27 protein-coding genes are annotated in these 24339 nt (G+C 67.2%); 13 read left to right on the top strand and 14 right to left on the bottom strand.

All coding sequences use genetic code 11. The features are described 5' to 3' along the window. Positions 1-5: 5 nt before the first annotated feature. Positions 6-2144, bottom strand: a complete 2139-nt coding sequence (locus FQU96_RS00665) for a uroporphyrinogen-III synthase (RefSeq protein ID WP_146538914.1) — start codon at positions 2142-2144, stop codon at positions 6-8. A 12-nt stretch (positions 2145-2156) separates the two neighbouring features. Beyond that, on the bottom strand, positions 2157-3086 hold the full coding sequence (hemC, locus tag FQU96_RS00660; RefSeq protein WP_146538913.1) for a hydroxymethylbilane synthase: 930 nt from the start codon (positions 3084-3086) through the stop codon (positions 2157-2159). Between the two features lie 96 nt (positions 3087-3182). Here hemC and tsaD point away from each other — a divergent pair, with 96 nt between their 5' ends. The 5 genes from tsaD (at position 3183) to FQU96_RS00635 (ending at position 7599) form a co-directional block, all read left to right on the top strand. Continuing rightward, positions 3183-4283: a tRNA (adenosine(37)-N6)-threonylcarbamoyltransferase complex transferase subunit TsaD gene (gene tsaD, locus FQU96_RS00655; RefSeq protein WP_146538912.1), complete on the top strand. Its 1101-nt coding sequence runs from the start codon at positions 3183-3185 to the stop codon at positions 4281-4283. A 9-nt stretch (positions 4284-4292) separates the two neighbouring features. After that, positions 4293-4934: a TIGR02466 family protein gene (locus FQU96_RS00650; RefSeq protein ID WP_146538911.1), complete on the top strand. Its 642-nt coding sequence runs from the start codon at positions 4293-4295 to the stop codon at positions 4932-4934. Positions 4935-4936: 2 nt separating this feature from the next. Then, positions 4937-6013, top strand: coding sequence for a 2OG-Fe(II) oxygenase (locus FQU96_RS00645; protein WP_146538910.1), 1077 nt, complete (start codon positions 4937-4939; stop codon positions 6011-6013). Positions 6014-6179: 166 nt separating this feature from the next. Beyond that, on the top strand, positions 6180-7184 hold the full coding sequence (locus FQU96_RS00640) for an NAD(P)H-dependent glycerol-3-phosphate dehydrogenase (RefSeq protein WP_146538909.1): 1005 nt from the start codon (positions 6180-6182) through the stop codon (positions 7182-7184). 1 nt (position 7185) lies between these two features. After that, positions 7186-7599: an EVE domain-containing protein gene (locus FQU96_RS00635; protein WP_146538908.1), complete on the top strand. Its 414-nt coding sequence runs from the start codon at positions 7186-7188 to the stop codon at positions 7597-7599. 35 nt (positions 7600-7634) lie between these two features. On the opposite strand, the gene FQU96_RS00630 is transcribed toward FQU96_RS00635, so the two are convergent. Both FQU96_RS00630 and FQU96_RS00625 read right to left on the bottom strand, forming a co-directional pair. Beyond that, positions 7635-8690 (bottom strand): sterol desaturase family protein, encoded by a 1056-nt coding sequence (locus FQU96_RS00630; protein ID WP_146538907.1) that lies wholly within the window; start codon positions 8688-8690, stop codon positions 7635-7637. A 24-nt stretch (positions 8691-8714) separates the two neighbouring features. Then, entirely contained in the window at positions 8715-8903 is a 189-nt protein-coding gene (locus FQU96_RS00625; RefSeq protein ID WP_146538906.1) for a hypothetical protein, read from the bottom strand. 285 nt (positions 8904-9188) lie between these two features. Between FQU96_RS00625 and FQU96_RS00620 the strand changes: the two genes are divergently transcribed. Beyond that, complete coding sequence (locus FQU96_RS00620; RefSeq protein WP_146538905.1) at positions 9189-10085, top strand: DMT family transporter; 897 nt, start codon at positions 9189-9191, stop codon at positions 10083-10085. Here the strand turns inward: FQU96_RS00620 and FQU96_RS00615 are convergent, their stop codons facing one another. Further along, a complete protein-coding gene (locus tag FQU96_RS00615) occupies positions 10086-11051 on the bottom strand; it encodes a tripartite tricarboxylate transporter substrate binding protein (protein WP_178130220.1) in 966 nt (321 codons plus the stop codon). 140 nt (positions 11052-11191) lie between these two features. On the opposite strand from FQU96_RS00615, the gene gtdA reads away from it, so the two are divergent. Continuing rightward, entirely contained in the window at positions 11192-12253 is a 1062-nt protein-coding gene (gtdA, locus tag FQU96_RS00610; protein ID WP_146538903.1) for a gentisate 1,2-dioxygenase, read from the top strand. A 20-nt stretch (positions 12254-12273) separates the two neighbouring features. Here gtdA and FQU96_RS00605 read toward each other — a convergent pair whose 3' ends face one another. The 4 genes from FQU96_RS00605 to FQU96_RS00590 form a co-directional block, all read right to left on the bottom strand. Further along, a complete protein-coding gene (locus FQU96_RS00605; RefSeq protein ID WP_146538902.1) occupies positions 12274-12690 on the bottom strand; it encodes a hypothetical protein in 417 nt (138 codons plus the stop codon). Between the two features lie 122 nt (positions 12691-12812). Next, the gene (locus FQU96_RS00600) at positions 12813-13514 is read right to left on the bottom strand and encodes a histidine phosphatase family protein (protein WP_146538901.1); all 702 of its coding nucleotides are present in this window, start codon (positions 13512-13514) and stop codon (positions 12813-12815) included. A 367-nt stretch (positions 13515-13881) separates the two neighbouring features. Continuing rightward, positions 13882-14568: a YggS family pyridoxal phosphate-dependent enzyme gene (locus tag FQU96_RS00595; protein WP_146538900.1), complete on the bottom strand. Its 687-nt coding sequence runs from the start codon at positions 14566-14568 to the stop codon at positions 13882-13884. Positions 14569-14578: 10 nt separating this feature from the next. Next, a complete protein-coding gene (locus tag FQU96_RS00590) occupies positions 14579-15979 on the bottom strand; it encodes a lipopolysaccharide assembly protein LapB (protein WP_146538899.1) in 1401 nt (466 codons plus the stop codon). An 87-nt stretch (positions 15980-16066) separates the two neighbouring features. On the opposite strand from FQU96_RS00590, the gene FQU96_RS00585 reads away from it, so the two are divergent. Continuing rightward, positions 16067-16603 (top strand): Smr/MutS family protein, encoded by a 537-nt coding sequence (locus tag FQU96_RS00585; RefSeq protein ID WP_218574565.1) that lies wholly within the window; start codon positions 16067-16069, stop codon positions 16601-16603. Here FQU96_RS00585 and FQU96_RS00580 read toward each other — a convergent pair whose 3' ends face one another. After that, positions 16604-17218, bottom strand: a complete 615-nt coding sequence (locus FQU96_RS00580; protein WP_146538897.1) for a TetR/AcrR family transcriptional regulator — start codon at positions 17216-17218, stop codon at positions 16604-16606. An 84-nt stretch (positions 17219-17302) separates the two neighbouring features. On the opposite strand from FQU96_RS00580, the gene FQU96_RS00575 reads away from it, so the two are divergent. Further along, positions 17303-18037, top strand: coding sequence for an MBL fold metallo-hydrolase (locus FQU96_RS00575; RefSeq protein WP_146538896.1), 735 nt, complete (start codon positions 17303-17305; stop codon positions 18035-18037). 32 nt (positions 18038-18069) lie between these two features. Further along, positions 18070-18918 (top strand): isocitrate lyase/phosphoenolpyruvate mutase family protein, encoded by an 849-nt coding sequence (locus tag FQU96_RS00570; protein WP_146538895.1) that lies wholly within the window; start codon positions 18070-18072, stop codon positions 18916-18918. Between the two features lie 43 nt (positions 18919-18961). On the opposite strand, the gene FQU96_RS00565 is transcribed toward FQU96_RS00570, so the two are convergent. The 4 genes from FQU96_RS00565 to FQU96_RS00550 all read right to left on the bottom strand — a co-directional run bounded on the left by FQU96_RS00565 (position 18962) and on the right by FQU96_RS00550 (position 22523). Continuing rightward, a complete protein-coding gene (locus tag FQU96_RS00565) occupies positions 18962-19978 on the bottom strand; it encodes a zinc-binding dehydrogenase (RefSeq protein ID WP_146538894.1) in 1017 nt (338 codons plus the stop codon). Positions 19979-20085: 107 nt separating this feature from the next. After that, positions 20086-21627, bottom strand: a complete 1542-nt coding sequence (locus FQU96_RS00560) for a class I adenylate-forming enzyme family protein (protein ID WP_146538893.1) — start codon at positions 21625-21627, stop codon at positions 20086-20088. A gap of 12 nt (positions 21628-21639) precedes the next feature. Next, the gene (locus FQU96_RS00555) at positions 21640-22059 is read right to left on the bottom strand and encodes a PaaI family thioesterase (protein WP_146538892.1); all 420 of its coding nucleotides are present in this window, start codon (positions 22057-22059) and stop codon (positions 21640-21642) included. 266 nt (positions 22060-22325) lie between these two features. Beyond that, positions 22326-22523, bottom strand: coding sequence for a CsbD family protein (locus FQU96_RS00550; protein WP_146538891.1), 198 nt, complete (start codon positions 22521-22523; stop codon positions 22326-22328). Between the two features lie 153 nt (positions 22524-22676). Here FQU96_RS00550 and FQU96_RS00545 point away from each other — a divergent pair, with 153 nt between their 5' ends. The 3 genes from FQU96_RS00545 (at position 22677) to FQU96_RS00535 (ending at position 24327) form a co-directional block, all read left to right on the top strand. Then, positions 22677-23180 (top strand): sigma-70 family RNA polymerase sigma factor, encoded by a 504-nt coding sequence (locus FQU96_RS00545; protein ID WP_146538890.1) that lies wholly within the window; start codon positions 22677-22679, stop codon positions 23178-23180. A gap of 127 nt (positions 23181-23307) precedes the next feature. Further along, complete coding sequence (locus FQU96_RS00540; protein WP_146538889.1) at positions 23308-23931, top strand: sigma-70 family RNA polymerase sigma factor; 624 nt, start codon at positions 23308-23310, stop codon at positions 23929-23931. Between the two features lie 126 nt (positions 23932-24057). Continuing rightward, entirely contained in the window at positions 24058-24327 is a 270-nt protein-coding gene (locus tag FQU96_RS00535) for a hypothetical protein (RefSeq protein ID WP_146538888.1), read from the top strand. The last annotated feature ends 12 nt before the right edge of the window (positions 24328-24339 follow it).

The raw sequence follows: 24339 nt of genomic DNA, 5'->3' as shown, positions 1-24339 counted from the left end.
CGCGGTCACTTGGTGGTGCTCGCCGGCGGCGCGCCCGCCGGCTGATCGAGCCGCGACAACAAGCCGATGCCGTACAAGCTCAACCGGTCGATGGCACGCTGCGCCGTCAGATGGGCTTCGGCCCGCGTCAGCCACTCGCGTGCCGGAACGTCAGCCGGGCTCTTCAGCCCTTTCATCTCGGCGACGGCCTTGGCCACATCGCCGGCGTCGAGCGCCGCCTCGGCGCGCGCCACGATCGCTTCCGGCGTGGCGCCGGCGGCGTCATCACCGACGCGGCGGATCGAGACCAGCTGCTTGAGCTTGCCCAGCAGCCGCTCGCCCCAGGAATCGTCGGCAAGGTCGGCGGCGACCACGCGGCGCGCCACCTCGGAAAACGCCGCCGCCAATTTGCGGCGCGTATCGACGCCCGCCGATGCAAACGGTGCCAGTTCACCCTGGATGGCGGCGATGGTGGCATCGCCTGTTGCCAGCGGCTTGAGCAGTTCGGCATCGGCAGCGAATGGACCGCCGGCATCGATCGCCTGGCGCAGCCGCGCGGCGACACCGATCGCCGCCGCCGCACGATCGCCGGCGCGCCGGTCGTTGTCGCCGCGCGCCGCGACGTCCTTGCGCACGGCATCAAGCTTGGCTGTCACGTCCTTCTCGACGGCGGCGAGACGGTCGGTCAGGCTCGACGCCTGGGCGCGTGTCCGCTCGATGTCGGTCGCGGTGCGGGCGAGCTGATCACGCTGCCGCGCCTCGGCGTCGCCGATGGCCCGGGCCAGCGCCGCGCTGTCGACGGCACCGGACACCGCAGTGCCGACCTGGTCCTCGCGCTTCTCGAGCCGGTCGAGGCGGTCCACCAGCGCGGCGACCTGACGCGCGATGTCGCCGGCACCGTCGGTGCTGCCGGGTACCGCGGGCGTCGATGGACGATCGGTCAGGGTTCGGATCGATGCATCCGCGGTCTCCTGGCGGCTTTTGACTGCGGCGAGGTCCGACTGCAGTGCCGCCAGCGCCTGGCGCGCCTGCGCCAGGTCGCGCGATGCGCCATCGGCGGTGCCGGCCCTGGCCTCGAGCTGCTTCAGCTTGTCGTCCAGCGGTTTGAGCGCGGCGGCCATGGCCTCGCGCGATACCGGCGCACTGCCGGCGTCCGTGGCGGTCGGGGAGAAAAGCTGACGCACTGCCTGCGGCTGGACCATGTAGATCGCGAGCGCACCGCCCAGGACCACGACGGAGGCCACCAGGCCGCTGACGAAGGCACCAACCACACCCACGCCGCGACGGGGCGGCGGCACCGATGCGGCGGTGACGCCGTCTTCGACGGCCGGTTTCAGCGCATCGTCGTGCCGGGAGTCGCCTGATGTCTGCTGTTTGTCATCGACTGACGTTTCGAAGGCAGTCGGCTTCTTGTCGTCGCTCATTGTCGGCGATCCCGGTTGTGGTGGCGCCACCGCATCGAGGGAAGCGAGGACACCGTCCTGGGTCGGCGCACGCGCGGCGATTCGCGTCCGCCATGGAATACCATCAGCGCCGGCCAGAGCCGCCGGACTGATGGCTACGGCAACCGTGCACGCCAAAAAAGGCGCGATTCCGGCCTGCACGGCCACCTTAACAAAGGCCTGCGCCGTGCGTGGCGAAAAAAACGTGGCTGCATCGAGGCGGCCATCCTCGACCATCTGTACGACATCGGCCGGCAGCGTATCGACGGACTGCATGTCGTACAGCGCAATCTCGTCAATGGCGAAGCCGGCAGACCGCAACGATGTGGCAACATCGCCCGCCTTCGCCGCGCCACCGGCATGAACCAGCCGCCCCTCCCCGGGCTGCAGCCATTTCGACACCACAGCGACCAGAGCCTGTGCGTCGCCCCGGGCCGAGACGACTTCGGTGAAGCCGCTGTCGCGCGCGGCGCGGGCCGTGGCATCGCCGACAGCGAAAATACGATAGCCGCGCACCTTGGTCGCCTGCGCCAGGGTGCGCGCGCCGTTGGCGCTGGTCAGCAGGATGGCCTGTGCCGCGGCCAGGCGCTCGACGAGGTCGTCCGGCACGGACAGCGCCACCAGACGCAACATCGGCGCCAGTACCGGCTCGTGGCCGCGCGCCACCAACGCCGCGGCGAATGCGCGTGCCTCCGGTTCGGGTCGCGTGACCAGAACGCGCATCGGCCGCGCGGCTCAGCCGAAGAAGCCCGGGCCAGCGCGTTGCCGCAGTTCGTGGCCGGCATCGACACCCATCGCCTCGCCGTCCCGTGCCATCCCGCGTCGCTCGGTCGTGAGAACTTCGCTGCCATCCGGCCGCGCCACCAGCGCGCGCAGCCACAGCTGGTCACCGTCGAGCACGGCGTGGCCCGCGATCGGCGTGCGGCACGAACCGTCCAGCACGCCGAGCATGGCGATTTCGGCCCGCACGCAGTGCGCCGTCGGCGCGTGATCGATGGCGGCCAGCAGCCCACGCACGCGCGCATCGTCGGTGCGGGCTTCGATGCACACGGCACCCTGGCCGACAGCCGGCAGCATCTCGTCGATAGGAATGACAGTGCCGACCTCGCCACGCCCCAGGCGATTGAGGCCGGCGCGGGCCAGGATCAGCGCATCGGCGGCACCGTCCTGCAGCTTGCGCAGCCGCGTGTCGACATTGCCGCGAATCGCGTCGACCTTCAGGTCGGGGCGGCGATGCAGAAGCAGCGCCTGACGGCGCAGCGCCACCGTGGCAACGGTGGCGCCCGTCGGCAGATCGGCAATTGACGCGGCGCTGCCGTCGCGCACGATCAGCACGTCGCGGGCATCCTCGCGCGGCAGGAACGCGGCCAGCACCAATCCGTCCGGCTGCCGGGTGGGCATGTCCTTGGTGCTGTGCACGCCGATATCGACCGCGCCGTCGAGCAGCTGCTCCTCGATCTCCTTGGTGAACAGGCCCTTGCCGCCGATCTCCGACAGTTTGCGATCCTGCTCGCGATCGCCGGTGGTGCGAATCGCGACGATCTCGATGGCGCCGTCAGCGGCCAGCGCCGGATGAGACGTAGCAAGCGCGTTGCGCACCAGCGTAGCCTGGACCAGCGCCAGCTTGCTGCCGCGTGTTCCAATGCGGAGAACGGGGGTAGCCATGCCCTGGGTGTAGCCTTCCGTCGCGCCGCGCGAAAGTGGCCAGAGGCCGCGGCAGCGGGTACAAGGCCGGCGCACCCAAGGAGGGCAGACGACACCATGCTGGTTCTCGGGATCGAGACAAGCTGCGACGAAACGGCCGCTGCCGTGGTCGAGGCCGACCCGGCCGCCGGTGTTCCGGTGGGCCGGATCCGGTCCAATGTCATCTATGCGCAACTTGGCGAACACCGGCCGTTCGGCGGCGTCGTGCCCGAGATCGCCGCGCGCGCCCACCTCGAGCGGATCGACGGCATGGTGGCCCGCGCACTGGCCGACGCCGGCGTCACCTTTGCCGACCTGGACGGCGTGGCCGCGACGGCCGGCCCCGGCCTGATCGGTGGCGTGATCGTGGGCGTCATGACGGCCAAAGCCATTGCGCTCGCCCATCAAAAACCATTCATCGCGGTCAACCATCTGGAAGGGCATGCGCTCACCACGCGGCTGATCGAGCCGGTGGCGTTCCCGTTCCTGCTGCTGCTGGTGTCGGGCGGCCACTGCCAGCTTCTGGCGGTCGACGGGGTCGGCCGCTACACCCGGCTGGGCACCACCATCGACGACGCGGTGGGCGAGGCGTTCGACAAGACCGCCAAACTGCTGGGACTGGGCTTTCCCGGGGGACCCGCGGTCGAGCGCGCAGCGCGCGACGGTGATCCGGCCCGCTTCGATCTGCCGCGCCCGCTGTGGCGTAAACCAGGCTGCGACTTTTCGTTCTCCGGCCTGAAGACCGCCGTGCGCCTGGCGGCCGCCGGCCTGCCGGCCGACGACCCACGTGCGGTCGCCGACCTGGCGGCGAGCTTCCAGCGTACCGTGGGCGACATCCTGGTCGATCGCTGCCGCAATGCATTCGCCATCTTCCGTGACAGCCGGCCCTCGTCGCGTGACGCGCCGGTGACGCTGGTGGTTGCCGGTGGCGTCGCCGCCAATCAGCATCTGCGGCTGCGCCTGACCGATCTGGCGATCACGCATGGCGCCCGCCTGGTCGCGCCGCCACCGGCATTGTGCACCGACAATGCCGCCATGATCGCGTGGGCCGGGATCGAGCGGCTGCGGCTGGGGCTGACCGACGGCCTGGATGTCGCGCCGCGGCCGCGCTGGCCGCTCGACCCCACGGCACGCGCCGCCATCGGCAGATCAGGTGTCGGATCAGGCGTGAAAGTGTAGGCTGCGGGCATGTCCTCGAGTACCACCGCCGCCAAGGTCGAAGTCGCGCCCCTGTTCGCCACGCCGGTCGCCGTGGTCGACGTGCCCGATGCCGGAGCACTGAACGCCGACCTCAAGCGCCTGATCCTGGCGCAGGAGAAGGCATCCCCGGGAACCCAGCACAGCAACGTCGGTGGTTGGCAGTCGGGCTGGGACATGGAGCGCTGGGCCGGCGCACCGGCGGCGCGGCTGCTGGATGTGGCCCGCGGCGTGGTCAACGGCCTCACCTGCGATCGCCAGGGCCGCGCCGTGACGATCGCGTGGAAGGCCAACATCTGGGCCAACGTGAACCGGGCTGGCCATGGCAACGAGTTCCACTTCCACCCCGGCAGTTTCTGGTCGGGCGTCTATTACGTCGAAGACGGCGGCATCGGCGGCGATCCGGCGCTGGGCGGCGAGCTCGAATTCATGGACCCGCGCGGCGCCGCACCGGCGATGTATGCGCCGCACCTGGCGTGGACCGTGCCGGGCGGCCGGTCGATGGGCGCCTGCGAGACCATCCCGCCGCGCGCCGGACGCATGGTGCTGTTCCCGGCCTGGATGCTGCATGCGGTGCGGCCTTATCGCGGCGGCACGGAACGCATCTCCATCGCTTTCAACCTGAGCCTGTGACCATGAGCGGCGTCTCCTTCCCGTTCCGCCCCGGCGATCGGGTGCCCGACATCGCCCTGCCGGCGCCCGACGGCCAGGCGCGCAAGATGCTGTGGGCCTTCCAGGGCGAGCCCGTGGTGCTGCTGGCGCTGGCCGATGCCCGCGCACTCGATGCCGAGGCGACGCAAGTGCTGGCCGCGATCACCGCGCTGGGCGCCACGCCGGTGCTGGTGGTGGGCATCGCGCCGGCGGCGACGGCGGCGGCTCTGGCCAGCGCGGCCGTGCCCGACGCCGACAAGCTCTTCGTCCTGTGCGATGCCAGCAACCGCTTCCTGGGCACGCTGCTGGCGCCCGACGCCGCGGCGACCGGCACGAGCGCGCACGCGCGCCGTGCGCTGGTGCTGGATCCCAACCAGCGGCTGGTCGCCCACGCCGCCGGTGCGCCACTACAGGCGTTGGTGACCCAGATCGGCGATGCCGTGGCCATTGCGCGCGCCGACCGGCCGCAGCAACAGGTGCTGTTCGGCTCGGTCGCTCCTGTGTTGATGCTGCCGCGCGTCTTCGAGCCGCCGTTCTGCCAGAGCCTGATCGACTTGTGGTCGTCGGGCGAGCGCAGCGACGGCGGTGTCGCCAGCCGCTACGGCAACGTGGTGGCCGCCGATCGCAAGCGCACCGAGGACCACATCGTCACCGAACCGGCGATCAGCAAGCAGATCTCCGATCGGCTCGCCTATCGCATCGGGCCCGAGCTGGGCAAAGCCTTCGGCTGGGACATCGAGTTCGGTTTCGATGCGCACGTCATCATCTCGTATGCCGCCGAGGGCCAGCACTATTTCCGCGCCCACCGCGACAACGGTACACCGCAGACCGCGGACCGCACGTTCGCCGTCTCGCTCAATCTCAACGAGGACTATGACGGCGGCGAGCTGGTGTTCCCGGAATATGGTCCGACGCGCTACAAGCCCAAGGCCGGTGCCGCTGCCGTCTTCTCATGCTCGTTGCTGCACGAGGCCCTGCCGGTAACACACGGCCGTCGCTTCGTGCTGACGACGTTCTTCCGCAACCGCAGCCCGCAGGCGCAGCAGCGCCGCGGCCGCTAGCGTAGGTTTCCCTGATGCCGAAGGTGCCTCTCCTCGTCGTCCTGAGCGAAGCGAAGGACCCTGCGGTGGTCGTATCAGACATTTCTGATGCTGGTGATCGCCAGTCCCGCCATTCTTTGAACACTCCAGCCCAAGGTCCTTCGCTTCGCTCAGGACGACAGGGGCCATGACGGACTCATACGCACATGTCGGCATCGTCGGTGGCGGCGCCTGGGGTACGGCGCTGGCGCTGACGGCGCAGCGCGCCGGACGCCAGGTGACGCTGTGGGCGCTGGAGCCGGAGGTCGTCGACGACATCAACGCCGCGCGCCGTAATGCGCGCTACCTTCCGGGGCACACCATCGCGCCCGGAATCGTCGCGACGGGGTCGCTGAACGATCTCGCGGCCTGCCATGTGATCCTGCTGGTGACACCGGCGCAGGCCTCGCGCGCGCTGGCGCAGCAACTGGCACCGCTGGTGACGGCGACGGTACCGATCGTGGTGTGTGCCAAGGGCATCGAAGCGGCCAGCGGCAACCTCATTCCCACCGCCGTCGCCGACGCACTGCCCGGCCGATCGATCTCCATGCTGTCGGGTCCGACCTTCGCCGAAGAGGTCGCGCGCGGCTTGCCGACCGCAATCACGCTGGCCAGTCCCGACCGTGCCCAGGGCGAGGCGCTGGCCCACGCACTGCGCACGCCGACGTTCCGCCCCTACTGGACCGACGACGTGACCGGCGTGGCGCTGGGCGGCGCGATCAAGAACGTGCTGGCGATCGCGTGCGGCGTCGTCGAGGGCCGCAAGCTGGGCGACAATGCGCGCGCTGCGCTGCTGACGCGCGGCTTTGCCGAGATGGCCCGCCTGGGCGTGGCGATGGGTGCCCGCCTGGAGACGCTGGCCGGGCTGGCCGGACTGGGCGACCTGACGCTGACCTGCAACGGGCCGCTGTCGCGCAACCGGTCGCTGGGCGCGGCGATCGGCCAGGGCATCACCGCGGCCGATTTCCTCGCCGGCAAGCCGAGCGTTGCCGAGGGCTTTCACACAGCCCCCATCGTCCAGTCGCTGGCAGCCCGTTACCAGGTCGACATGCCGATCTGTACGGCCGTTGCCGCCCTGTTGCATGATGACGCCGACGTCGATGCCACGATCCGGGCGTTGCTGGCGCGGCCACTGAAGGGCGAGGGAGAGTGAGATGGCCTACTGGCTGGTTAAATCCGAACCATCGACCTATTCCTGGGACCAGTTCGTCAAGGACAAGCGCACCTTCTGGAGCGGCGTGCGCAACTTCCAGGCCGCCGCCAACCTCAAGGCGATGAAGAACGGCGACCTCGCGTTCTTCTATCATTCCGGCGAGGGCAAGGAGATCGTCGGCATCGCCAAGGTCGTGAAGGAATACTACCCCGACCATACCGACAAGACCGGCAAGTTCGGCATGGTCGACCTCGAGGCGGTGAAGCCGGTGAAAACCCCGGTTACCCTGGTCGCCGTCAAGGCCGAGCCGAAATTCAAGGACCTGGCGCTGGTCCGCTCGTCACGGCTGTCGGTGCAGCCGGTCTCCGATGCGCACTGGACGCAACTGCTGAAGATGGCCCAGACGACGGCCTAGCCGCCCACCCGCTGTGGCGAGAGCAGCCCTCACTTTCATCCGTGCGTCCGGCTGCAGCTGACCGGCGCGGACGGCATGGCGACCCGACGCATCGCCGCAACCAGGCCTTCCAGCCATGCACGGCCCGCGGCCAGCATGTCGCGGACCGGCCCCTGGTCACCGGTGCGTGGGTTGTCAATACCTGTCCGTACGCTGCGGGCATCGTCGGGCAGCGAGAACGTCCCGAACAGCCGATCCCACAACACCAGCGCGGCATAGTTGCGGTCATGATGTTCTGGCGCCGCACCATGATGCACCCGATGCAGCGCCGGGCCGGCAATCACCCAGCGCTCCAGCCACAACGGGCACGGTGCATTGGAATGGATAAACGCGGCCTGCAGGCGCCCGATCAAGGCGGCGACGAAGACTGCGTCAGGATCGAAGCCCATAACGGCCAGGACGAGCATGACCGGCATGGACTTGATGAGGTCATCCAGCGGGTGCTGTCGGCTGTCGGTCAATGCGGTGAGATCGGTCGCCGCGTGGTGGATCGCATGCAACGGCCACATCAGGCGCGTGTGCATGAAGCGATGCCCCCAATAAGCAGCGAACGTCGCAGCGAGGAAGACCGCTGGCACCTGCAGCCAGAAGGGCATCATCGCCGACAACCACACCGAGGGAGCACCGGCGATGGCGGTACCGATCCAGGCGCTGAAGCCAAATGAGAAGACAAGCGCGAGAGCCGTCATGGCACCGGTGGCATCGGCAAGCACGAAAAACAGGTCGTATCGTGTGCGATGCAACAGATCGCGCATCACGAAGCGATCGGGTCCGTTCGCAAGCCGATCAATCAGCATCGCGCCGGCCATGATCGGCAGCGTGATAAGGTTGCTCAGGCTGGTCGGCGCACGAAGCAGGACGTCCCACTGGAGATCACCGCCGGCCCACAGCACACGCGCACACTCCAAGGCCACCACTGCCGTCCAGGCGGCCAACAACAAAGCCAGGACGCATCCCAACAAATGAATCATCGTCCTGGCCGGAAGCCGTCCGACACCCGCAGTAGGATCATGCCCCTCAGCGCGCTGCGAAAGATGTCGGTCGATCGGCATGGAGGGCTCCAGCGCGCGCAAGGATCACCGTGAGGTCGGCAGTTCCACCGCGATCACCTGAACCGTCGCAGGAAGACTTTGGGTGGCGCTTTTAACCGACTGGCCATTCAAGGTCTGACCATTCCAGGTCTGACCGTTCCAGGTCTGGCCTGCCCATGCGGACGTGCTCAGGGCGAAGCAAGCGGTGGCAATGAGGAAAAAGGTCTTGCGCATCGATCTCTCCAGGGTTCCCAGGAGGTGGCCTTTCGACCTCCTGCCGTCAGTGAGACCCTAAGGCGACCGGGTATCACCGACATGTCACACCACAGAAGAATCGTATCGTCTGTATCGAGACACTCACGTGATCTGCCGCCGGCCGGTCGAGCGGCCGGTACCGGCGTCGGCAGGCTGATATGGGGCAGGCGCAGCCTGTGTCTCCTGTCCCGGCAATTCCGCATCGGAGGGCAGGCATCGTCGCGCTGGTGCGGCTGACACGCGCCAGTAGAATTGCCCTCCGACATGTCAACGGCCATCGCCCTGCCGCCGTCCCCGATCGACGCCAACCGCCGCGGGATCGTCGCCATGGCCATCGCGATGACGTTGTTCATCGTCAACGATGCCCTGATCAAGCTGGCCGCCGAGACCTTGCCTGCCGGGCAGGCCATCCTCATTCGCGGCGCCTTCGCGACGATCCTGGCGCTCATCGCCGTGCTGGCGATGGGCCACGCGCGGGCGCTGCCGCAGATCACCAACCCGCACGTGCTGGTCCGCGCGACTCTCGACGTGCTCTGTACGTTCGGCTACCTCATCGCGCTCTTCAACATGCCGATCTCGATCGCCACCGCCATCAACATGGCGACGCCGCTGGCGATCTGCGTGCTGGCGGTGCTGCTGCTGCGCGAGCACGTCGGCTGGCGGCGCTGGAGCGCCGTGATGGCGGGCTTCGCCGGCGTGCTGCTGATCATCCGGCCGACGCCCGAAGGGCTGAACTGGTGGGCGCTGCTGGCGTTCGGCGCCACGGTGCTGAACGGCGCGCGCGACGTCTACACGCGCCGGATCGGCGGCGAGATCCCGTCGATCGTCATCACCCTGTCGACGGCGCTGGGCGTCACGCTGTGCGCCGCCGTCGTGGTCGCGATCGAGGGCTGGCAGCCGGTCGCTTGGCGCGAGTTCGGCCTGCTGGCCGCCGCCTCGCTCTTCCTGGCGTCGGGCTATCACCTGGTGATCGTCGCCATGCGCGCTGGCGAAGTGTCACTGGTCGGCGCCTTCCGCTACACGGGCATGCTGGGTGCGCTGGCCCTGGGCTACGGCGTCTGGGGCGAGACACCCGACCTGCTGTCGTGGCTGGGCATCGCCCTGCTGGTCGGGGCCGGCCTGTACATCCTGCATCGCGAGCGCGTGCGGGCGCGCGGCTGACTACTCCGGCTCGATGCCATTGGCCTTCATGATGTCGCGGTAGATCTGGATCTCGGCCAGCTGAATGCGGCGCAGTTCATCAGGGCTGGTCGCGTTCACCTCCGCACCATTCACGGCTTGCCGTGCCACGTACGCCGGATCGCTGATGAGCTGCACCAGCGCCGCGTGCAACTTGTCGCGCACGGCGACCGGCAGGCCGGCGGGCGCATAGACCGCCGTCCATGAACCCAGCTCGAAACCCTCAAGGCCCTGTTCGATCATGGTCGGGAATTCCGGCGTCAACCGGTAGCGCTGTCGCGACGAGGTGCCCAGGCAGCGCACCGTGCCGGCCTTCACCTGCGGCAGCCCGGTGACGGGATCGGTGAACATGATCTGCACGTGGCCGGCGATCAGGTCCTGCAGGCCCAGCGGCGTACTCTTGTACGGCACATGAACGATATCGATGCCGGTCTTCCATTTCAGCATTTCGCCCGAGATGCGCGTCGAGGCGCTGCCGCTGGCGAAGTTCAGTTTGCCGGGTTGCTGCTTGGCCAGCGCCACCAGGCTCTTTACATCCGTCACCGGCAGGGATGGATGAACCATCAGGTATGTCGGCGCCGAGCCGATCGCCGTCAGGGGCTCGAAATCCTTCAGCGGGTCGTAGCTCAGCGACCTGAACATCGCGACGTTGGAGGCCACCGCCGTATTGGACGTGACGAACAGCGTCTGACCGTCCGGCTTGGCGCGTGCCACGATCTCGGCGGCGATGGCGCCGTTGCCACCGGCCTTGTTCTCGACCACCGCCGGCACGCCCCACAGGCGGTTGAGCCCTTCCGAAATGTGACGCGCGCTGGTGTCGGTGGCCGACCCGGCCGCGAACGGCACGACGATGCGAATGGGGCCGTTGGGATAGGTCTGTGCCCAGGCCCGGCCTGAAACCGCAGCTCCCGCGATCGCCGCCAGCGCACCGCGCCGTGTCATTGCCATGTCCTGGGCCTCCCTCATTACGCTTTGGCGGCAATGAACCGTGAGCACGGCAGCCCCGCAACCGGCACCAGTGCATTGGCGCTCTGCAGGACGTCGGCCTAGAATGGCACGATACGAACCCATCGACAGACGGAACGGCCATGAGCGCCCAGACTGCCACCCTGAAGCCCACCACCGGCAACAACGCGCGGCGCGATTTCTATGAACGCATCGGCGCCTTGTCGATGGCGCCGCTGTGGGAATCCATGCACCAGCTCGTGCCGCCGATGCCGGCGCCGAAATATGTGCCGGCTCACTGGTCGTACGATGCCGTACGCCCCTACCTCATGGAGTCCGGCAGCCTGATCACGGCCAAGGAAGCCGTGCGGCGCGTGCTGATCCTGGAGAACCCGGCCCTGCGCGGCACGGCCTGCTGCACGCCCACCCTGTATGCCGGCCTGCAGCTGATCCTGCCGGGCGAGGTGGCACCCAGCCATCGCCACACCCAGTCGGCACTGCGCTTCATCGTCGAGGGCGAGGGTGCCTACACCGCCGTCGATGGCGAGCGCACCATCATGCGCGAAGGCGATTTCGTCATCACGCCAACCTGGACCTGGCACGACCACGGCAATGACTCGTCGAAGCCCATGGTGTGGCTCGATGGCCTCGACATTCCGCTGGTCGCCCTGTTCAACGCCGGCTTTGCTGAAAACTACGGCGCGGATGAACAGCCAGTGACACGTCCCGAAGGGGACTCGGATGCCCGCTACGCCCGCGGCCTGCTGCCGGTCGACTGGAAGCCAACGCGGCAGACGTCGCCGATCTTCAACTATCCCTACACCCGCACGCGCGAGGCACTGGATCGCATGAACAAGGCCGGTGATCCCGATCCCTGTCACGGCCACAAGCTGCGCTACGTCAATCCGGCCAACGGCGGCGCCCCGATCGCCACCATGGGCACCTTCATGCAGTTGTTGCCCCAAGGCTTCGCCACGGCACCGTACCGGTCGACCGACGGCACGATCATTTCGGTCGTCGAAGGCTCAGGCGAGTCGACCATCGGCGACAAGACATTCCGCTGGACGAAGCGCGATCATGTCGTGGTGCCGAGCTGGGCGCGCGTCACCCATCGCGCCGATACCGAGGCCGTGCTGTTCAGTTTCTCGGACCGGCCGGTCCAGGAGCGCCTCGACCTCTGGCGCGAGGATCGCGGCGGGAAGTAAGTGCCTGCGCGGAAAGGCCTCTACCGCTTCTGTGCCGACACGGAGCCGGCACAGCGGTCGACCGGCAAGGTGCGCAGCGACCGGTCGCGCGCTTCGGCGTGGCGCACCTGCCAGGTTCCGCCATTGGAATAGAGGAAGAGATCGAGATCGCAGGCATCGCTGCGATAGCGCAACAACCGGGCGACACCACCCTCATCGCGCTGAAATACGGGGCGCCCGAACGTACCGGTGACCTGGCGTTCGTCCATGGTCTTCAGCGTCGCCAGCGGGATCGGGGTGCCGGGGCGGCTGGAGTCGAACCGACCAGGCTCGACGCTTGTCAGGGTTACCGCCGGCCGATCTCCGCCGCTTGTCCCGCCATCACCCCCACCACTCGTGCAGGCCGTCATCGAAACGACACTCAGCGCGACGATCATGACGCGCAGCGGACAATACATAGCAGCTCCTGGCGGGCGAACACGTCGCGGACGAACGCATATATCTTATGCCGTCGCGCACGGCACGAAAAGTCGCGTCAGCTCACGTCCAGGCAACTGATGAAGTCTGCGGATTGAAACGCTCAACCGCCCGGCACGGCCTCGATCAGCCGCGCCCAGTCGGTGGGGGCGATCAGGGCCAGCAGGATCGAGCCGCCGGCGCGATAGATCGCGACGTGACCGTCGCCCAGCTCGGTGAGCTGCGAAATCTGGGCGGTTGTCGGCGCCAACAGATGGCCGACGACGACCAGATTGCTGCCGGCCGGCGGCGCATCGAGGTAGCGTTTGTAGGCGTCGACCTGGCCCGGGTTCTCCGGTCCGAGATCGGCGGCAACCACCGGCTTGACCCGAAATGCGATCTCGGCGAAATCGCGCGCGCGGTAATAGGGGCTGGCGACGACCTTGGCCACCGGAATGCCCAGCGCCCGTACGCCGTCACCGATCAGCCGCGCCTGTTCCTTGCCGGTCGATGTGAGATTGCCCTGCGCGCGACGGTCACCGGCGATGCGCCACGGCGCCGAATCCCGGTCATTGCCCGCCGCCTGGCCGTGACGCACGAGCATGACCAGCCCGCCCCGGCGCAGCGCATCGACCAGGGCCGGCGGATCGAGCGCCGACCATGCAACGACAGCCCCTTCGTCCCGCACCGACTCACGCATGGCTTCGGGGTCGGGCGGCCAGGCCGCCGTCTGCCGCAGGGCCGTGTCCTCGGCGCGTGCAGCCGTCAGCGACACCGCCAACGCTGCCGCCATCGATAGCGCCAGCGTCCATGACCTGGGTTGCATAACCCCCTCCACCTCGCGCTATCGATGCGGTCATCGATACGCGTGGCGCGACCGGTCCATCCCCGGCCGCACCATCAAATCGTCCTCATGCCGTCCCGTTCGGCCGGGACCCGCCTTGGTTGCGCCGCATCGGCACAAGGATCGCGGGTTCTCTCAGCCATCTGGTGAGCTTACGCTCGCTGCATGGCCGCAGATGTGGCGATCATGTGGCGCCTATTCAACCCTTCACACTGTTCTGTGAACACATAACAGGACAGCGACGCGTCCATTCCCAAGGACGCAGGCACACGCGCCGCTGTGACAGCGCGCACTGCAAATTATTCCGTGATGATGACCGGCGATTCGTCGCTGCGCGTCGCGGCCGAGGTCAACCCTTGCTGCGATCACCGAACAGCGCCGTGCCGACGCGTACATGCGTCGCGCCGAAACGAATCGCGGTTTCGTAATCGGCACTCATCCCCATACTCACGCGCGCCAGGCCATTGCGTTCGGCGATCTTGCGCAACAGCGCGAAATGCAATGCCGGCTCTTCGTCCTGCGGCGGGATGCACATTACGCCGACCACCGGCAATCCATGCGTGTCGATGCAGGTGCGGATGAAGGCGTCTGCCTCCGCCGGCAGCACGCCGGCCTTCTGTGGTTCCTCGCCGGTGTTGACCTGCACGAAGCAGGCCGGTCGACGATTCTGCCGTGCCATTTCCTTGGCCAGCTCGGCGGCCAGCTTGGGGCGGTCCACGCTCTCGATCACGTCGAACAATCCCACTGCATCGCGGACCTTGTTGGTCTGCAGAGGACCGATCAGGTGCAGCTCCAGGTCCGCATGCATCGCCTTCAGCGCCGGAAACTTGGCCTCGGCTTCCTGCACGCGGTTCTCGCCGAACACGCGCTGGCCGGCGCCGATCAAGGCTGCAACACGATCGGCGCCATGGGTCTTGGACACCGCCACCAAGGTCACGCTGCCGGGATCGCGACTCCCGGCGGACGCCGCCGCCGCGATACGCGCCCGCACACGCGCGAGATTGTCGACGGGAGTGAAGGCAGCATCATCTGGCATCGCACCCTCCTCAGGCTTGCGGCGCCGTCAAATTAGCGGACATCGTCCTCAACTGCTCCATCCCGGCAAGCGCATCGGCATTGCCGGGATCGATGATCAGCGCGTTCTCGTAGGTCCTGCGGGCATCCTCGATGTGGCCCCGCGCCAACAGACAGTTGCCGTAGTGACCCAGCAATCGCGGATCACCCGGCAACAGCTCCAGCGCGCGCCGATGCAAGGGTGCCGCCTCCTGCGCGCGATCCATGCGGGTCAAGGTGCGGCCGTAGTTGGTCAGGACCAGCGGATCGTTGGGCGCCAGCTTGTGCGCCCGCTTGAAGGCCGCGTGCGCCCGCTCCAATTCGTTCAACATCAGGAATGCGATGCCGGCATTGTTCCATGCCTGCGCGTCATCGCGATGCTGTTCGAGGTAGGGCTTCAGCAGATCCAGCGCGCGGCCGAACTCGCCACGATCGAGCGCGACAGACGATGCATCCTGGACAGCTTCGGAAAAACCCGGCCGCACCTTCAGCGCCGTCTCGAAGGCTTGCATGGCGCCGACCGGATCGCCCGACCGTTCGCGCGCCAGTCCCAGCATGCGCGCCGAGTCGGCGCGCGAGGCATCCAGCTCGACGGCCCGCTGGAAGGACGCGACCGCATCGGCAGCGCGCCCGGCATGAAACAGCACATGCCCACGGCTGTGATGCAATGTCGCGCGATCCGGCACCACGGACAGCGCCTCGTCGATGGCTGCGAGTCCATCGTCGAGGTTGCCGGACGCCGCCAGTGCCAGGCCGCGATCGGCCTGCATGCCGGGCCATTCCGGCGCCGTCGCCGGCAGGGCGGCGAGCGCGGCGTTGAACGGCGCCAGCGCATCGGCGGGACGCTCAAGGCGGTAGAGCACGTAGCCAAGACCGGCCTGTGCCATCGCCACCAGCCGCCAGCGTTGCGCGACGACCTCCGGCGCGGCGTCGCTGTCGGTCGCAGACTCCAGTGCCGTGATCAGTTCGCGATACGCATTCTCCGCATCGGCATGTCGCTCGGTCTCGGCCAACGTCGATGCCAGCCGCAGCCGCGCTTCGTGATAGTGGCCGTCGAGCCGCACGGTCTGGCGCCAGCTCTTCACCGCATCGTCGAGCCGGCCCTGGCGATGCAGGACCGCGCCGAGATTGAAATGCAGCATCGCCTCGTCGGGATCACGCTTGATCGCCTTGCGCCACAGCTTCTCGGCGGCGGCCGCATCGCCGCGGTTGGCCACGCACACGGCCAGGAAATGCAGAATGTCGGGCCGTTCGCCGAAACGCGCCATGGCTGAGCGAAAGCGCACCTCGGCGTCGGCAAACCGACCACCGCGCAGGAACTCCATCCCGTCGCGCAGATCGGGATCGGGCCCCTCGGGTGGCAGGGTCGGCACGGAAATGGTGGGCGCGGCCATCGACAATCCTCAACGCTCAAGATGCGGCTTGTAGCGAGCGGCCCCGGCAGCGGCAAGAGAGGGGTCGGCTTGTGCTACAAGCGCGCCATGGCGATCGACGAAGACGATCCCGCGGCACTTTTCCACGCCGCCATGAAAGACGCCCGGCCATTGAAAGGACGGCGATCGCGCACGACCAAGCCACCGTCCGCGACGCGCGGCCCCATGCCGCGGACGCCGGCGACCGCACGGCGCGTGACGCCGGCCGCCAAAAGCCCGGCACCACCGCTGGATCCGACGTCGGCGACCGGCCTGGACCGCGCCACGGCCGACAAGCTGCGACGCGGCCGGCTCGAGCCCGACGCGCGCCTTGATCTGCACGGCCTGACCCTGGCCCAGGCTGAACGCACGCTCGCGCGTTTCCTCGAGCGCGCCCAGTCGACCGGCTGCCGCGTCGTGCTGGTGATCACGGGCAAAGGCTTGCGCGAGCTGGACGGGCGCATGAGCGAGGGCCGCATCCGTGCCGAGTTCCCGCACTGGCTCAATCGGCCGGAAAACCGCACCCGGATCTACGGCGTGCGCACGGCCCATGTGCGGCACGGCGGCGGTGGCGCCTTCTATGTCATGATCCGAAGGCCGCGATGATCAGGGTGACGAGGATCGCCTGAACGCCGCCAGCATCCGGTCCAGCGCCTCCTGCACGCGCGGCCGCAGCGTTTCCGGCGTCTCGCTGTCGGCCAGCAGCTGGGCCACCTCGCAGATCATGGCCGAGATCATGCGGCTGAGCAGGTCGGGATCGTCGAACGTCAGTTCGCCGTCGCGACGCAGCGAGATCAGGGTCGCCGTCATCAGTCCCAGCGGATAGGCCTCGTCGATTTCCTGGTAGCGCCTGCGGCCGAGGATGGCGGGCGCCTCCTGGATCACCAGCCAGCGATAGGCGGGGTCGAGGCAGACCTCGAGAAAGGCATCGGTGCCGACCCGCAGCCGTCGCCACTTGTCGGGCTCGGCGCGGGCGCGGGTGGCAATGGTATGGGCCGCCTTGGCCTGCAGATCGACCACCACGGCGTCGAACAGCGCCTTCTTGTCATCGAAGTGATGATAGAGCGCCCCGCGGGTGACCCGCGCCGCCTGGGCCACCGCCTCGATCCCTGTCGCCTGGTAACCCTGTGATGCGAAAAGGGTTTTGGCAGCCTGCAGCAATGCAAGGCGGGTTGCCTCGGAATATTCCTCGCGCCGGCTGCGCTCCCGGTCCGGTTCCATGTCGCCATTCTAACCATTGACATGTTTACTACTGAAGTTATTTTACATACCGACGGTATCTCAACTGTCGAGAGGGAGCGAGCCATGGAAACCCGCGTTGATGAGATTGCGGACAAGATCTACCGGCTATGCACGCTGATCCCCGGTGCCAACGGCGCCCCGGGCTTCACCTTCAACCAGTTCCTGATCGATGCCGACGAGCCGCTGCTGTTCCACACCGGCATGCGATCACTGTTCGCATCGGTGTCGGCGGCAGCCGGCAAGGTCATCGACCTGAAGCGCCTGCGCTGGATCACCTACAGCCACGCCGAGGCTGACGAGTGCGGGTCGCTGAACGACTGGCTGGCGGCGGCGCCGCAGGCGACGGCGGCGCAGGGCCGCTTCGGCTGCGCCATCTGGCTGAACGACCAGGCACTGCGGCCGCCGCGCGCGCTGGCCGACAATGAGGTGCTCGATCTCGGCGGCAAGCGCGTGCGCCATCTGTCGACGCCGCATGTGCCGCACGCGGTCGACGCCAGCCTGCTCTACGAAGAGACGACCGGCACGCTGTTCAGCAGCGACCTGTTTACCCAATTGGGCGACAGCCCGGCACTGACCGACAAGGACATCATCGAGCCGGCGATCGCCGCCGAGAAAGCCTATGGCTTCACCAGCCTGACGCCGAAGACCGGGCCCACCATCCGCCGCCTTGCGGCGCTGGCACCGCGCACCATCGCCGTCATGCATGGCGCCTCCATCGCCGGTGCCGGCACGGTGCCGACACTGGAGGCACTGGCCGGCTATTACGAGGACCAGCTGCGCCAGGCGATGGCGGGCTGACGGCCCACCAAGCCTGCCACCATGAGGATCACATGACGACGCCATCGCAGGCCGAGAAGGCCGCACACTTTGCCAAGCTGCATGACGCGGGCTGCTTCATCCTGCCCAATGCCTGGGACATGCCCAGTGCGGCGCTGATCGTCGAGGCCGGCTACGGCGTGCTGGCGACGACGTCGGCCGGCGTCGCCTTCGCCCAAGGCTTGCCCGACGGCGAGCACATCGGTCGCGACCGCATGCTGGCGGTGGCCGGCGAGATCGCGCGGCGTGTACCGGTACCGGTCAGCGCCGACCTCGAGGCGGGCTACGGCGCCGCACCGAAAGACGTCGCCGAAACCGTGCGCCGCGCCATCGCCGCCGGCCTGGTCGGCTGCAACATCGAGGACAGCGATCCGGCGACGCACAAGCTGCTCGACTTCGACCAGTCTGTCGCCCGCATCAAGGCCGGCGCCGAGGCCGCCCGCGCCGCCGGGCTTCCCGATTTCGTGCTCAACGCCCGCACGGATCCGTTCCTGGTGGCCATGGGCACGCCGGAGCAGAACGTCGCCGAGTCGGTGCGGCGCGCCAATGCCTTCCTGACCGCCGGCGCCCACTCGGCCTTCGTACCCGGGCCGGTCGACGCAGCGACCATCGGCACCCTGGTCAAGGCCATCAAAGGGCCTTTGAACGTCATGGCCGTCGCCCGCGGCCACGCACCGCCGCTGGCCGAGCTGCGCGGCCTGGGCGTGCGGCGCGTCAGCCTCGGCGGCAGCCTGATGTCGGCGACCTACGGTTTCGCGCTGCACACCCTGAAGGCGCTCGGCGAGACCGGGACGTTCGACTATGCCGCGGGCAGTGGCGTCAACCACGGCACCCTGACAGCAATGATGCGGAAGTACGTGTAGATGGATGCACCTCCCCCAGCTTCGCTTGGGGGAGGGTCTAAACTCACGGCTCGACGATGATCTTGCCGGTGATCGTACGCTGTTCCAGGGCGTGCAGCGCGGCAAGGCCGTCGGTGAGCTTGAAGCGCTGATCGATGCAGGGATCGAGCTTGCCCTGCTGCACCAGGTCGAGCAGCGCCACGATGTCCTCTTTCTGCCAACCGTTCGAGCCCATGATGTTCTGCTCGAAGGTCCAGATGTAGCGGATGTCTTCCTTGGGATCGAACCCGGCCGTGGCACCGCAGGTCAGCAGCCGACCCTGGCGCCGCAGGCACCGGATCGAGGGCACCCAGGTGTCGCCGCCCGTGAAGTTGACCACGACGTCGGCGCCATCACCACCGCCCGACGCACCCCACACGCGCGGCCGTCCGAAGACACGGTGCGAGGCGGCCATAAACTCCTCGGTCGCGTAATTGATGAGATGGTCGGCGCCCAGCGCCTTCAAGCGCTGCAGCTTCTCCGTGCTGCTGGCGCAAACGGCAACCTCGGCACCGACCAACTTGGCGAGCTGAACGCAGCATGTGCCGACGCCGCCGGACGCACCGAGGATCAGTACCTTCTCGCCTCCCTTCACGGCACCGCGCGCCATCATCATGCGATAGGCGGTACCGTATGCGCAGGGCAGCGCGGCCGCCGTATCGAAGCCGACGTCGTCGGGCAGACGCAGCAACTGGTGTGCCGCCACCCGGACGTACTCCGCCATGCCGCCATCGAAGGTCTCGCCGGTCAACCCGCCGCGCACGCGGTCGATCGGATCCACCACGACGCGATCGCCGACCTTCCACCCCGTCACGTCGGGCCCCAGCGCGGCAACCTCGCCGGCCACATCCAATCCAACGATCCGCGGCATGGTGATCTTGATGCCGGGCATGCTGCGAATGGTGAAGACGTCGTGATAGTTCAGCGCGCACGCCTTCACGCGCACGATCACGTCACCCGGCTTGGGTGTCGGATCGGGGAATCCCGTTTCGTAGGTCATGTCGGCGATCGGCCCATGACGATGCAGCACGATGGCGCGCATAGCTGTTCTCCTTTTTGGACCGCGCGCGTCCATGCGCGCAGTGTGTGTTGTCGCCCTCCGCCTGTCGCTGCGGGCGAGTGCGGGCGTGGACGCCCGCGATCCGAAATCTAACGGCCCTCGCGCACGCCGCTGGGAAACAGCTCGCGGGCGCGGGCGATGAGGGCCTTGCGGTCGATCTTGTTGGTGCCGGCCAGCGGCAGTTCGGGCATGAACAGCACGCGGCGCGGGTGCGCGTAGGCCGGCCCATTGGCGAGCGCGTACTGCTTGATGTCCGCCTCGGTCGGCGACTCGCCCTTGCGGGCCACCAGGAAGGCGATCGGCACCTCGCCCTTGATCTCGTCCGCCACCGGCACCACCGACGCCTGATGGATGGTCGGATGGCGTTCGAGCAGCTTCTCGACTTCACCCGGATAGATGTTCTCGCCGCCGCAGACGAACATGTCGTCGGCCCTGCCCACGACGTAGAAGAACCCGTCGGCATCACGACGCATCACGTCACCGGTGTCGTACCAGCCGTCGTTCAGCTTCTCCTGGGTCTTCTGCGGCAGATTGAGATAGCCCGGCATCATGGTCGGCGCGCGCATGTGCAGCACGCCCTCGTCCGGCGTCGATCCGCCCACCAGCTTCACCTCGACATAAGGCTGCGGGTAGCCGATCGCGGTGTCGGGCCGCGGGCGGCCCTGGGGATGCGGACCGAAGCCGCTCGGACCGCCCTCGGTCGTGCCATAGCCGTTGGAAAATTCTGCCCCGGGAAAGGTTGCGCGAACGGTATCGGCCAGCGCCTGCGTCAGCGGCGCCGAGCCGGTGAAGACGAATTTCACGCAGGACAGATCAGCGCGCGCCAGCGCCTCGCGTTCACGCACCGCCAGCGCCAGCATGGTCGGTACCGACGTCAGCACGACCACCCGGTAGCGATCGATCGCCTCGATATAGGCGCGCCCGCTGAACTGGCGCAGCAGAACATTGGTGGCACCCAGCTGCGCGATCTGCTTGGAGAAGAAGAGCGCGTTCATATGGAACAACGGCGCCGCGACGATCGCCGCCTTGCCGCTCAGAACGTCACGCAGGCCGATGTTGCGGTTGACCATCCACACATACGGACCGTGCAGCAACGGCACGCCCTTGGGCATACCCGTCGAACCGGAGGTGTAGAGAATGGTGGCCGGCTCGTCGGCTGCCATAGCGAGGGCGGTGAAGGCGCCGGGGTCGAGATGCGACCGCCAACCGTCCGTTGCCGCATCGAGGGGAATCATCGGCAACGCAGCCGGTACCAGCGCGGCGCGCTCGGCGTCGGCGTACATCAGCGCGATCGCCGAGTCCTTGACGATGTGATCGACCACGGGGCGCGGCAGCTTGTGATTGATCGGTACGGCAACAAAGCCGGCGCGCATGATGGCGAAATAGGCAATGAGCACCTCGGCCCGGTTGGCCGAGAGGATGCCAATCGATGCGCCCCGCTTCAGGCCACGGCGCGACAGGCCGCGTGCCGCCGCGGCGATGGCCTGGCGTGCCTCGCCGTAGGTCAGCGTGGTGGACTTGCCGTCGGGCTCGACGTCGATCACCCATGGCCGGTCGTCCGGCGCGGTCGGATCGATGACATCGCCGAGATTGCTGACGTTGGGATCCCGCTCGTAGGACGGTCTATACATGGCCCGGGAGTCCTAGCCGGCTTGCGCGCTATAGGTACCACGGCCAATGGCACACAGCCGGCCTTGATCGTCGGTCACGTCGATATCGACCACGGCTACCGTGCGTCCCAGCCGCCGCACAACCGCCGTGCCACGCAGGAAGCTGCCCACCGACGGGCGCAGATAGTCGACACGGAAATTGATGGTCGGCACGCCTGACTTCAGCACGATGGCGACGGCGTAGTCGCCGACCGTGTCGATGAACGAGGCGATCGGGCCGCCATGGAACTGGCCGCTGCCGGCGCCGCGCTCGAACTCCGGCCGCATCGGCATCGTCATGGTGACCGACTGGGCTTTTTCGTCGACCGCGTCGACCGTGAGATTCAGGAATCTGATGAAGGGCGATTGCGCGAGCCACGCTGCAACTGTCTCGGTGGTCAACGGCTCAGACATGGACTCTCCCCCAACGGCGCGCGTCTTCAGGCGCAAACAGTACGAACGCGCACGATCGGCGGACGCTAACGGAGAGCTGAAAGAATTGCTTGGCTTTCTTTACTGACATCGGCGCAAAGCCGGCAAACCGATTTCGCACTTTCGCCGCTTCGTGAAATGTGAATCCAGCCTGTCCTCACACCGGCGATTTGATGCCGCGTCGCTTTCGGCAAAATGTCAGGGCGACAACGCCGCCCCGACATGACGCAACGGGCGTGGCGCGATGACTACAGTTTCGATTCCCAGTCCTTCACCTGCCGCTCGGCTTCATCCTTGGCCAAGCCATAACGTTCCTGGATGCGGCCGACCAGTTGCTCACGCTTGCCGTTCACGACCTGGATGTCATCGTCGGTGAGTTTGCCCCAGCCTTCCTTGACCTTGCCCGTCAGTTGCTTCCAGTTGCCCTCGATTCGATCCCAGTTCATCACAAAATCTCCACAGTTCGTGCTGCAGGACAGTGCATCGCACGCGAAACCAACGGCGTAAGTATTTGACGGTTCCTGGGAAGTCGGCGCGACCCGCATTTAACCCTTTTGCTGACGATCGCGAGGCCCCATGTCCGATGCATGAGCGGGACGATGAAAGCAGGCGATGAACAGACGAGTGAGTCGCCGGCCGGCAGCGTCAGGGCCGATCTCATCGCGCTGCTCCCCGACCTGCGCGCATTCAGTCGTTTCCTATGTCGCGAAAGGCAGGCGGCGGACGATCTGCTGCAGAACACCGTCGCAACGGCGCTCGCCAAGCAGCATCAGTTCGAGATCGGCACGAACCTGAAGGCATGGCTGTTTACGATCATGCGCACGCAGTTCTACTCCGAGATCAGATCGACGCGGCGCCGCATGAACATGCTCGATGAAGCCGGCAGTGATAGCGTCGCACCGTCTCCTGAATACCGCGCCGAGATGATGGATCTCGCGGCCGCCTTGTGGCGGCTCAGTCCGCAGTATCGCGAAGCGTTGATCCTCATCGGGGCCGGCGGCTTTTCCTACGAAGAGGCTGCGCGCCTATGCGGCTGTGCCGTTGGAACGATGAAGGCCCGCGTCTCCCGTGCCCGGCGGCAGCTGGCTGATCTCGTTGGATAGAACTACATATATGGTCAAAAATATGAAACATTACCATATATAGAGAAATTCTCTTTTCTGGCAACCCTTTGCGCTGTCCCGGCATTGGTTCGGTGTCAAAACAGCAAAACCATCGACGGAGCAGACGATGTCGACGGCAGAAGCCAAGACCACCAATTTCCACGCTGAACTTAAAAACATTCTGCCCCGGTTGCGGGTTTACGCTCTGTCGCTGACGCGCGACCGCGACCGCGCCGACGACCTCGTCCAAGAAACCGTCGTAAAGGCCCTCGCCGGCCAGAACAGCTTCCGCCCGGGAACATGCTTCTCGGCGTGGGTGTTCCGCATTCAGCGCAACGAGTTCATTTCAGGCCTGCGGCGCCAGCGCCCCACCGTGCCGCTTGATGAGACCATCTACAACGCGCTGTCGCACCCGGCCCAGCAGGACCGCGGGCTGATCATGCAGGAGTTCCTGTCGGCCTTCGGCAAGCTGTCGGTCGGCCAGCGCGAGGCGCTGGTGTTGGCCGTGATCGATGGACAATCGTACGATCAGATCGCGCGCCATGCCGGCGTGTCCGTCGGCACCATCAAGAGCCGCATCTCGCGCGCCCGCGATATGCTGGAACGGCTTCTGGTCGGCCAGGACGGCATCACCGTCGATGCACCCGAAACCGATACCGCCGTGGCGCAGGCACCGTCCGACGCTGCGCGCGATCATCCCCTGGCTACATCGACACCCGCAGCCGATGTTTTGAACGCCGCACGATCGTGATTCGTGGTATCGTGCATGGTTGTTGGATCGGGCTGGAAGGTCGGCCGGGGCAGCCCCCCGGCCATCAAGAGCGGTGAAGCCCTCAAATGGTCGGTGGCTCATACAGTGAGGTACGCGAGGGCGGCCATGGCCGATGACAGGCGTAGAGTCCCTCCTGGCGGCCGGCCCAGCAGACAATCGTCGCAAAATGCGCGCGAGGAACGGCCGTTCGACCTGTGGCTCAACCGGCAGCTTCACGCCATGTACGACGACATTGCGCACGAGCCGCTGCCACCCGACGTGGTCGATCTGATCGAGGCGGATGGCCGTCGTGCCGCCGCGGAGAAAACGGCGCAGACGCCTGAAACATCCGACCCGCCGATGACGGCTGAGCCGTCGGGCAGCGACAAGAGCTGAAACGTCGGGTTC

Source organism: Reyranella sp. CPCC 100927, assembly GCF_007859315.1.
Classification (GTDB): Bacteria; Pseudomonadota; Alphaproteobacteria; order Reyranellales; family Reyranellaceae; genus Vineibacter.
The sequence above is the reverse complement of the archived record's forward strand: the minus strand, read 5'-3'. Positions and strand labels throughout refer to the sequence as shown.

Coding starts and splice junctions, on each gene's coding strand:
- gtdA (WP_146538903.1), top strand. CDS start 11,192: ATGAGCGCCCAGACTGCCACCCTGAAGCCCACCACCGGCAACAACGCG.
- FQU96_RS00535 (WP_146538888.1), top strand. CDS start 24,058: ATGGCCGATGACAGGCGTAGAGTCCCTCCTGGCGGCCGGCCCAGCAGA.
- FQU96_RS00575 (WP_146538896.1), top strand. CDS start 17,303: ATGGAAACCCGCGTTGATGAGATTGCGGACAAGATCTACCGGCTATGC.
- FQU96_RS00565 (WP_146538894.1), bottom strand. CDS start 19,978: ATGCGCGCCATCGTGCTGCATCGTCATGGGCCGATCGCCGACATGACC.
- FQU96_RS00590 (WP_146538899.1), bottom strand. CDS start 15,979: ATGGCCGCGCCCACCATTTCCGTGCCGACCCTGCCACCCGAGGGGCCC.
- FQU96_RS00635 (WP_146538908.1), top strand. CDS start 7,186: ATGGCCTACTGGCTGGTTAAATCCGAACCATCGACCTATTCCTGGGAC.
- FQU96_RS00615 (WP_178130220.1), bottom strand. CDS start 11,051: ATGGCAATGACACGGCGCGGTGCGCTGGCGGCGATCGCGGGAGCTGCG.
- FQU96_RS00585 (WP_218574565.1), top strand. CDS start 16,067: ATGGCGATCGACGAAGACGATCCCGCGGCACTTTTCCACGCCGCCATG.
- FQU96_RS00650 (WP_146538911.1), top strand. CDS start 4,293: ATGTCCTCGAGTACCACCGCCGCCAAGGTCGAAGTCGCGCCCCTGTTC.
- FQU96_RS00665 (WP_146538914.1), bottom strand. CDS start 2,144: ATGCGCGTTCTGGTCACGCGACCCGAACCGGAGGCACGCGCATTCGCC.
- FQU96_RS00630 (WP_146538907.1), bottom strand. CDS start 8,690: ATGCCGATCGACCGACATCTTTCGCAGCGCGCTGAGGGGCATGATCCT.
- FQU96_RS00620 (WP_146538905.1), top strand. CDS start 9,189: ATGTCAACGGCCATCGCCCTGCCGCCGTCCCCGATCGACGCCAACCGC.
- FQU96_RS00625 (WP_146538906.1), bottom strand. CDS start 8,903: ATGCGCAAGACCTTTTTCCTCATTGCCACCGCTTGCTTCGCCCTGAGC.
- FQU96_RS00580 (WP_146538897.1), bottom strand. CDS start 17,218: ATGGAACCGGACCGGGAGCGCAGCCGGCGCGAGGAATATTCCGAGGCA.
- FQU96_RS00555 (WP_146538892.1), bottom strand. CDS start 22,059: ATGTCTGAGCCGTTGACCACCGAGACAGTTGCAGCGTGGCTCGCGCAA.
- FQU96_RS00550 (WP_146538891.1), bottom strand. CDS start 22,523: ATGAACTGGGATCGAATCGAGGGCAACTGGAAGCAACTGACGGGCAAG.
- hemC (WP_146538913.1), bottom strand. CDS start 3,086: ATGGCTACCCCCGTTCTCCGCATTGGAACACGCGGCAGCAAGCTGGCG.
- FQU96_RS00570 (WP_146538895.1), top strand. CDS start 18,070: ATGACGACGCCATCGCAGGCCGAGAAGGCCGCACACTTTGCCAAGCTG.
- FQU96_RS00595 (WP_146538900.1), bottom strand. CDS start 14,568: ATGCCAGATGATGCTGCCTTCACTCCCGTCGACAATCTCGCGCGTGTG.
- FQU96_RS00640 (WP_146538909.1), top strand. CDS start 6,180: ATGACGGACTCATACGCACATGTCGGCATCGTCGGTGGCGGCGCCTGG.
- FQU96_RS00540 (WP_146538889.1), top strand. CDS start 23,308: ATGTCGACGGCAGAAGCCAAGACCACCAATTTCCACGCTGAACTTAAA.
- FQU96_RS00560 (WP_146538893.1), bottom strand. CDS start 21,627: ATGTATAGACCGTCCTACGAGCGGGATCCCAACGTCAGCAATCTCGGC.
- FQU96_RS00545 (WP_146538890.1), top strand. CDS start 22,677: ATGAAAGCAGGCGATGAACAGACGAGTGAGTCGCCGGCCGGCAGCGTC.
- FQU96_RS00645 (WP_146538910.1), top strand. CDS start 4,937: ATGAGCGGCGTCTCCTTCCCGTTCCGCCCCGGCGATCGGGTGCCCGAC.
- FQU96_RS00605 (WP_146538902.1), bottom strand. CDS start 12,690: ATGTATTGTCCGCTGCGCGTCATGATCGTCGCGCTGAGTGTCGTTTCG.
- tsaD (WP_146538912.1), top strand. CDS start 3,183: ATGCTGGTTCTCGGGATCGAGACAAGCTGCGACGAAACGGCCGCTGCC.
- FQU96_RS00600 (WP_146538901.1), bottom strand. CDS start 13,514: ATGCAACCCAGGTCATGGACGCTGGCGCTATCGATGGCGGCAGCGTTG.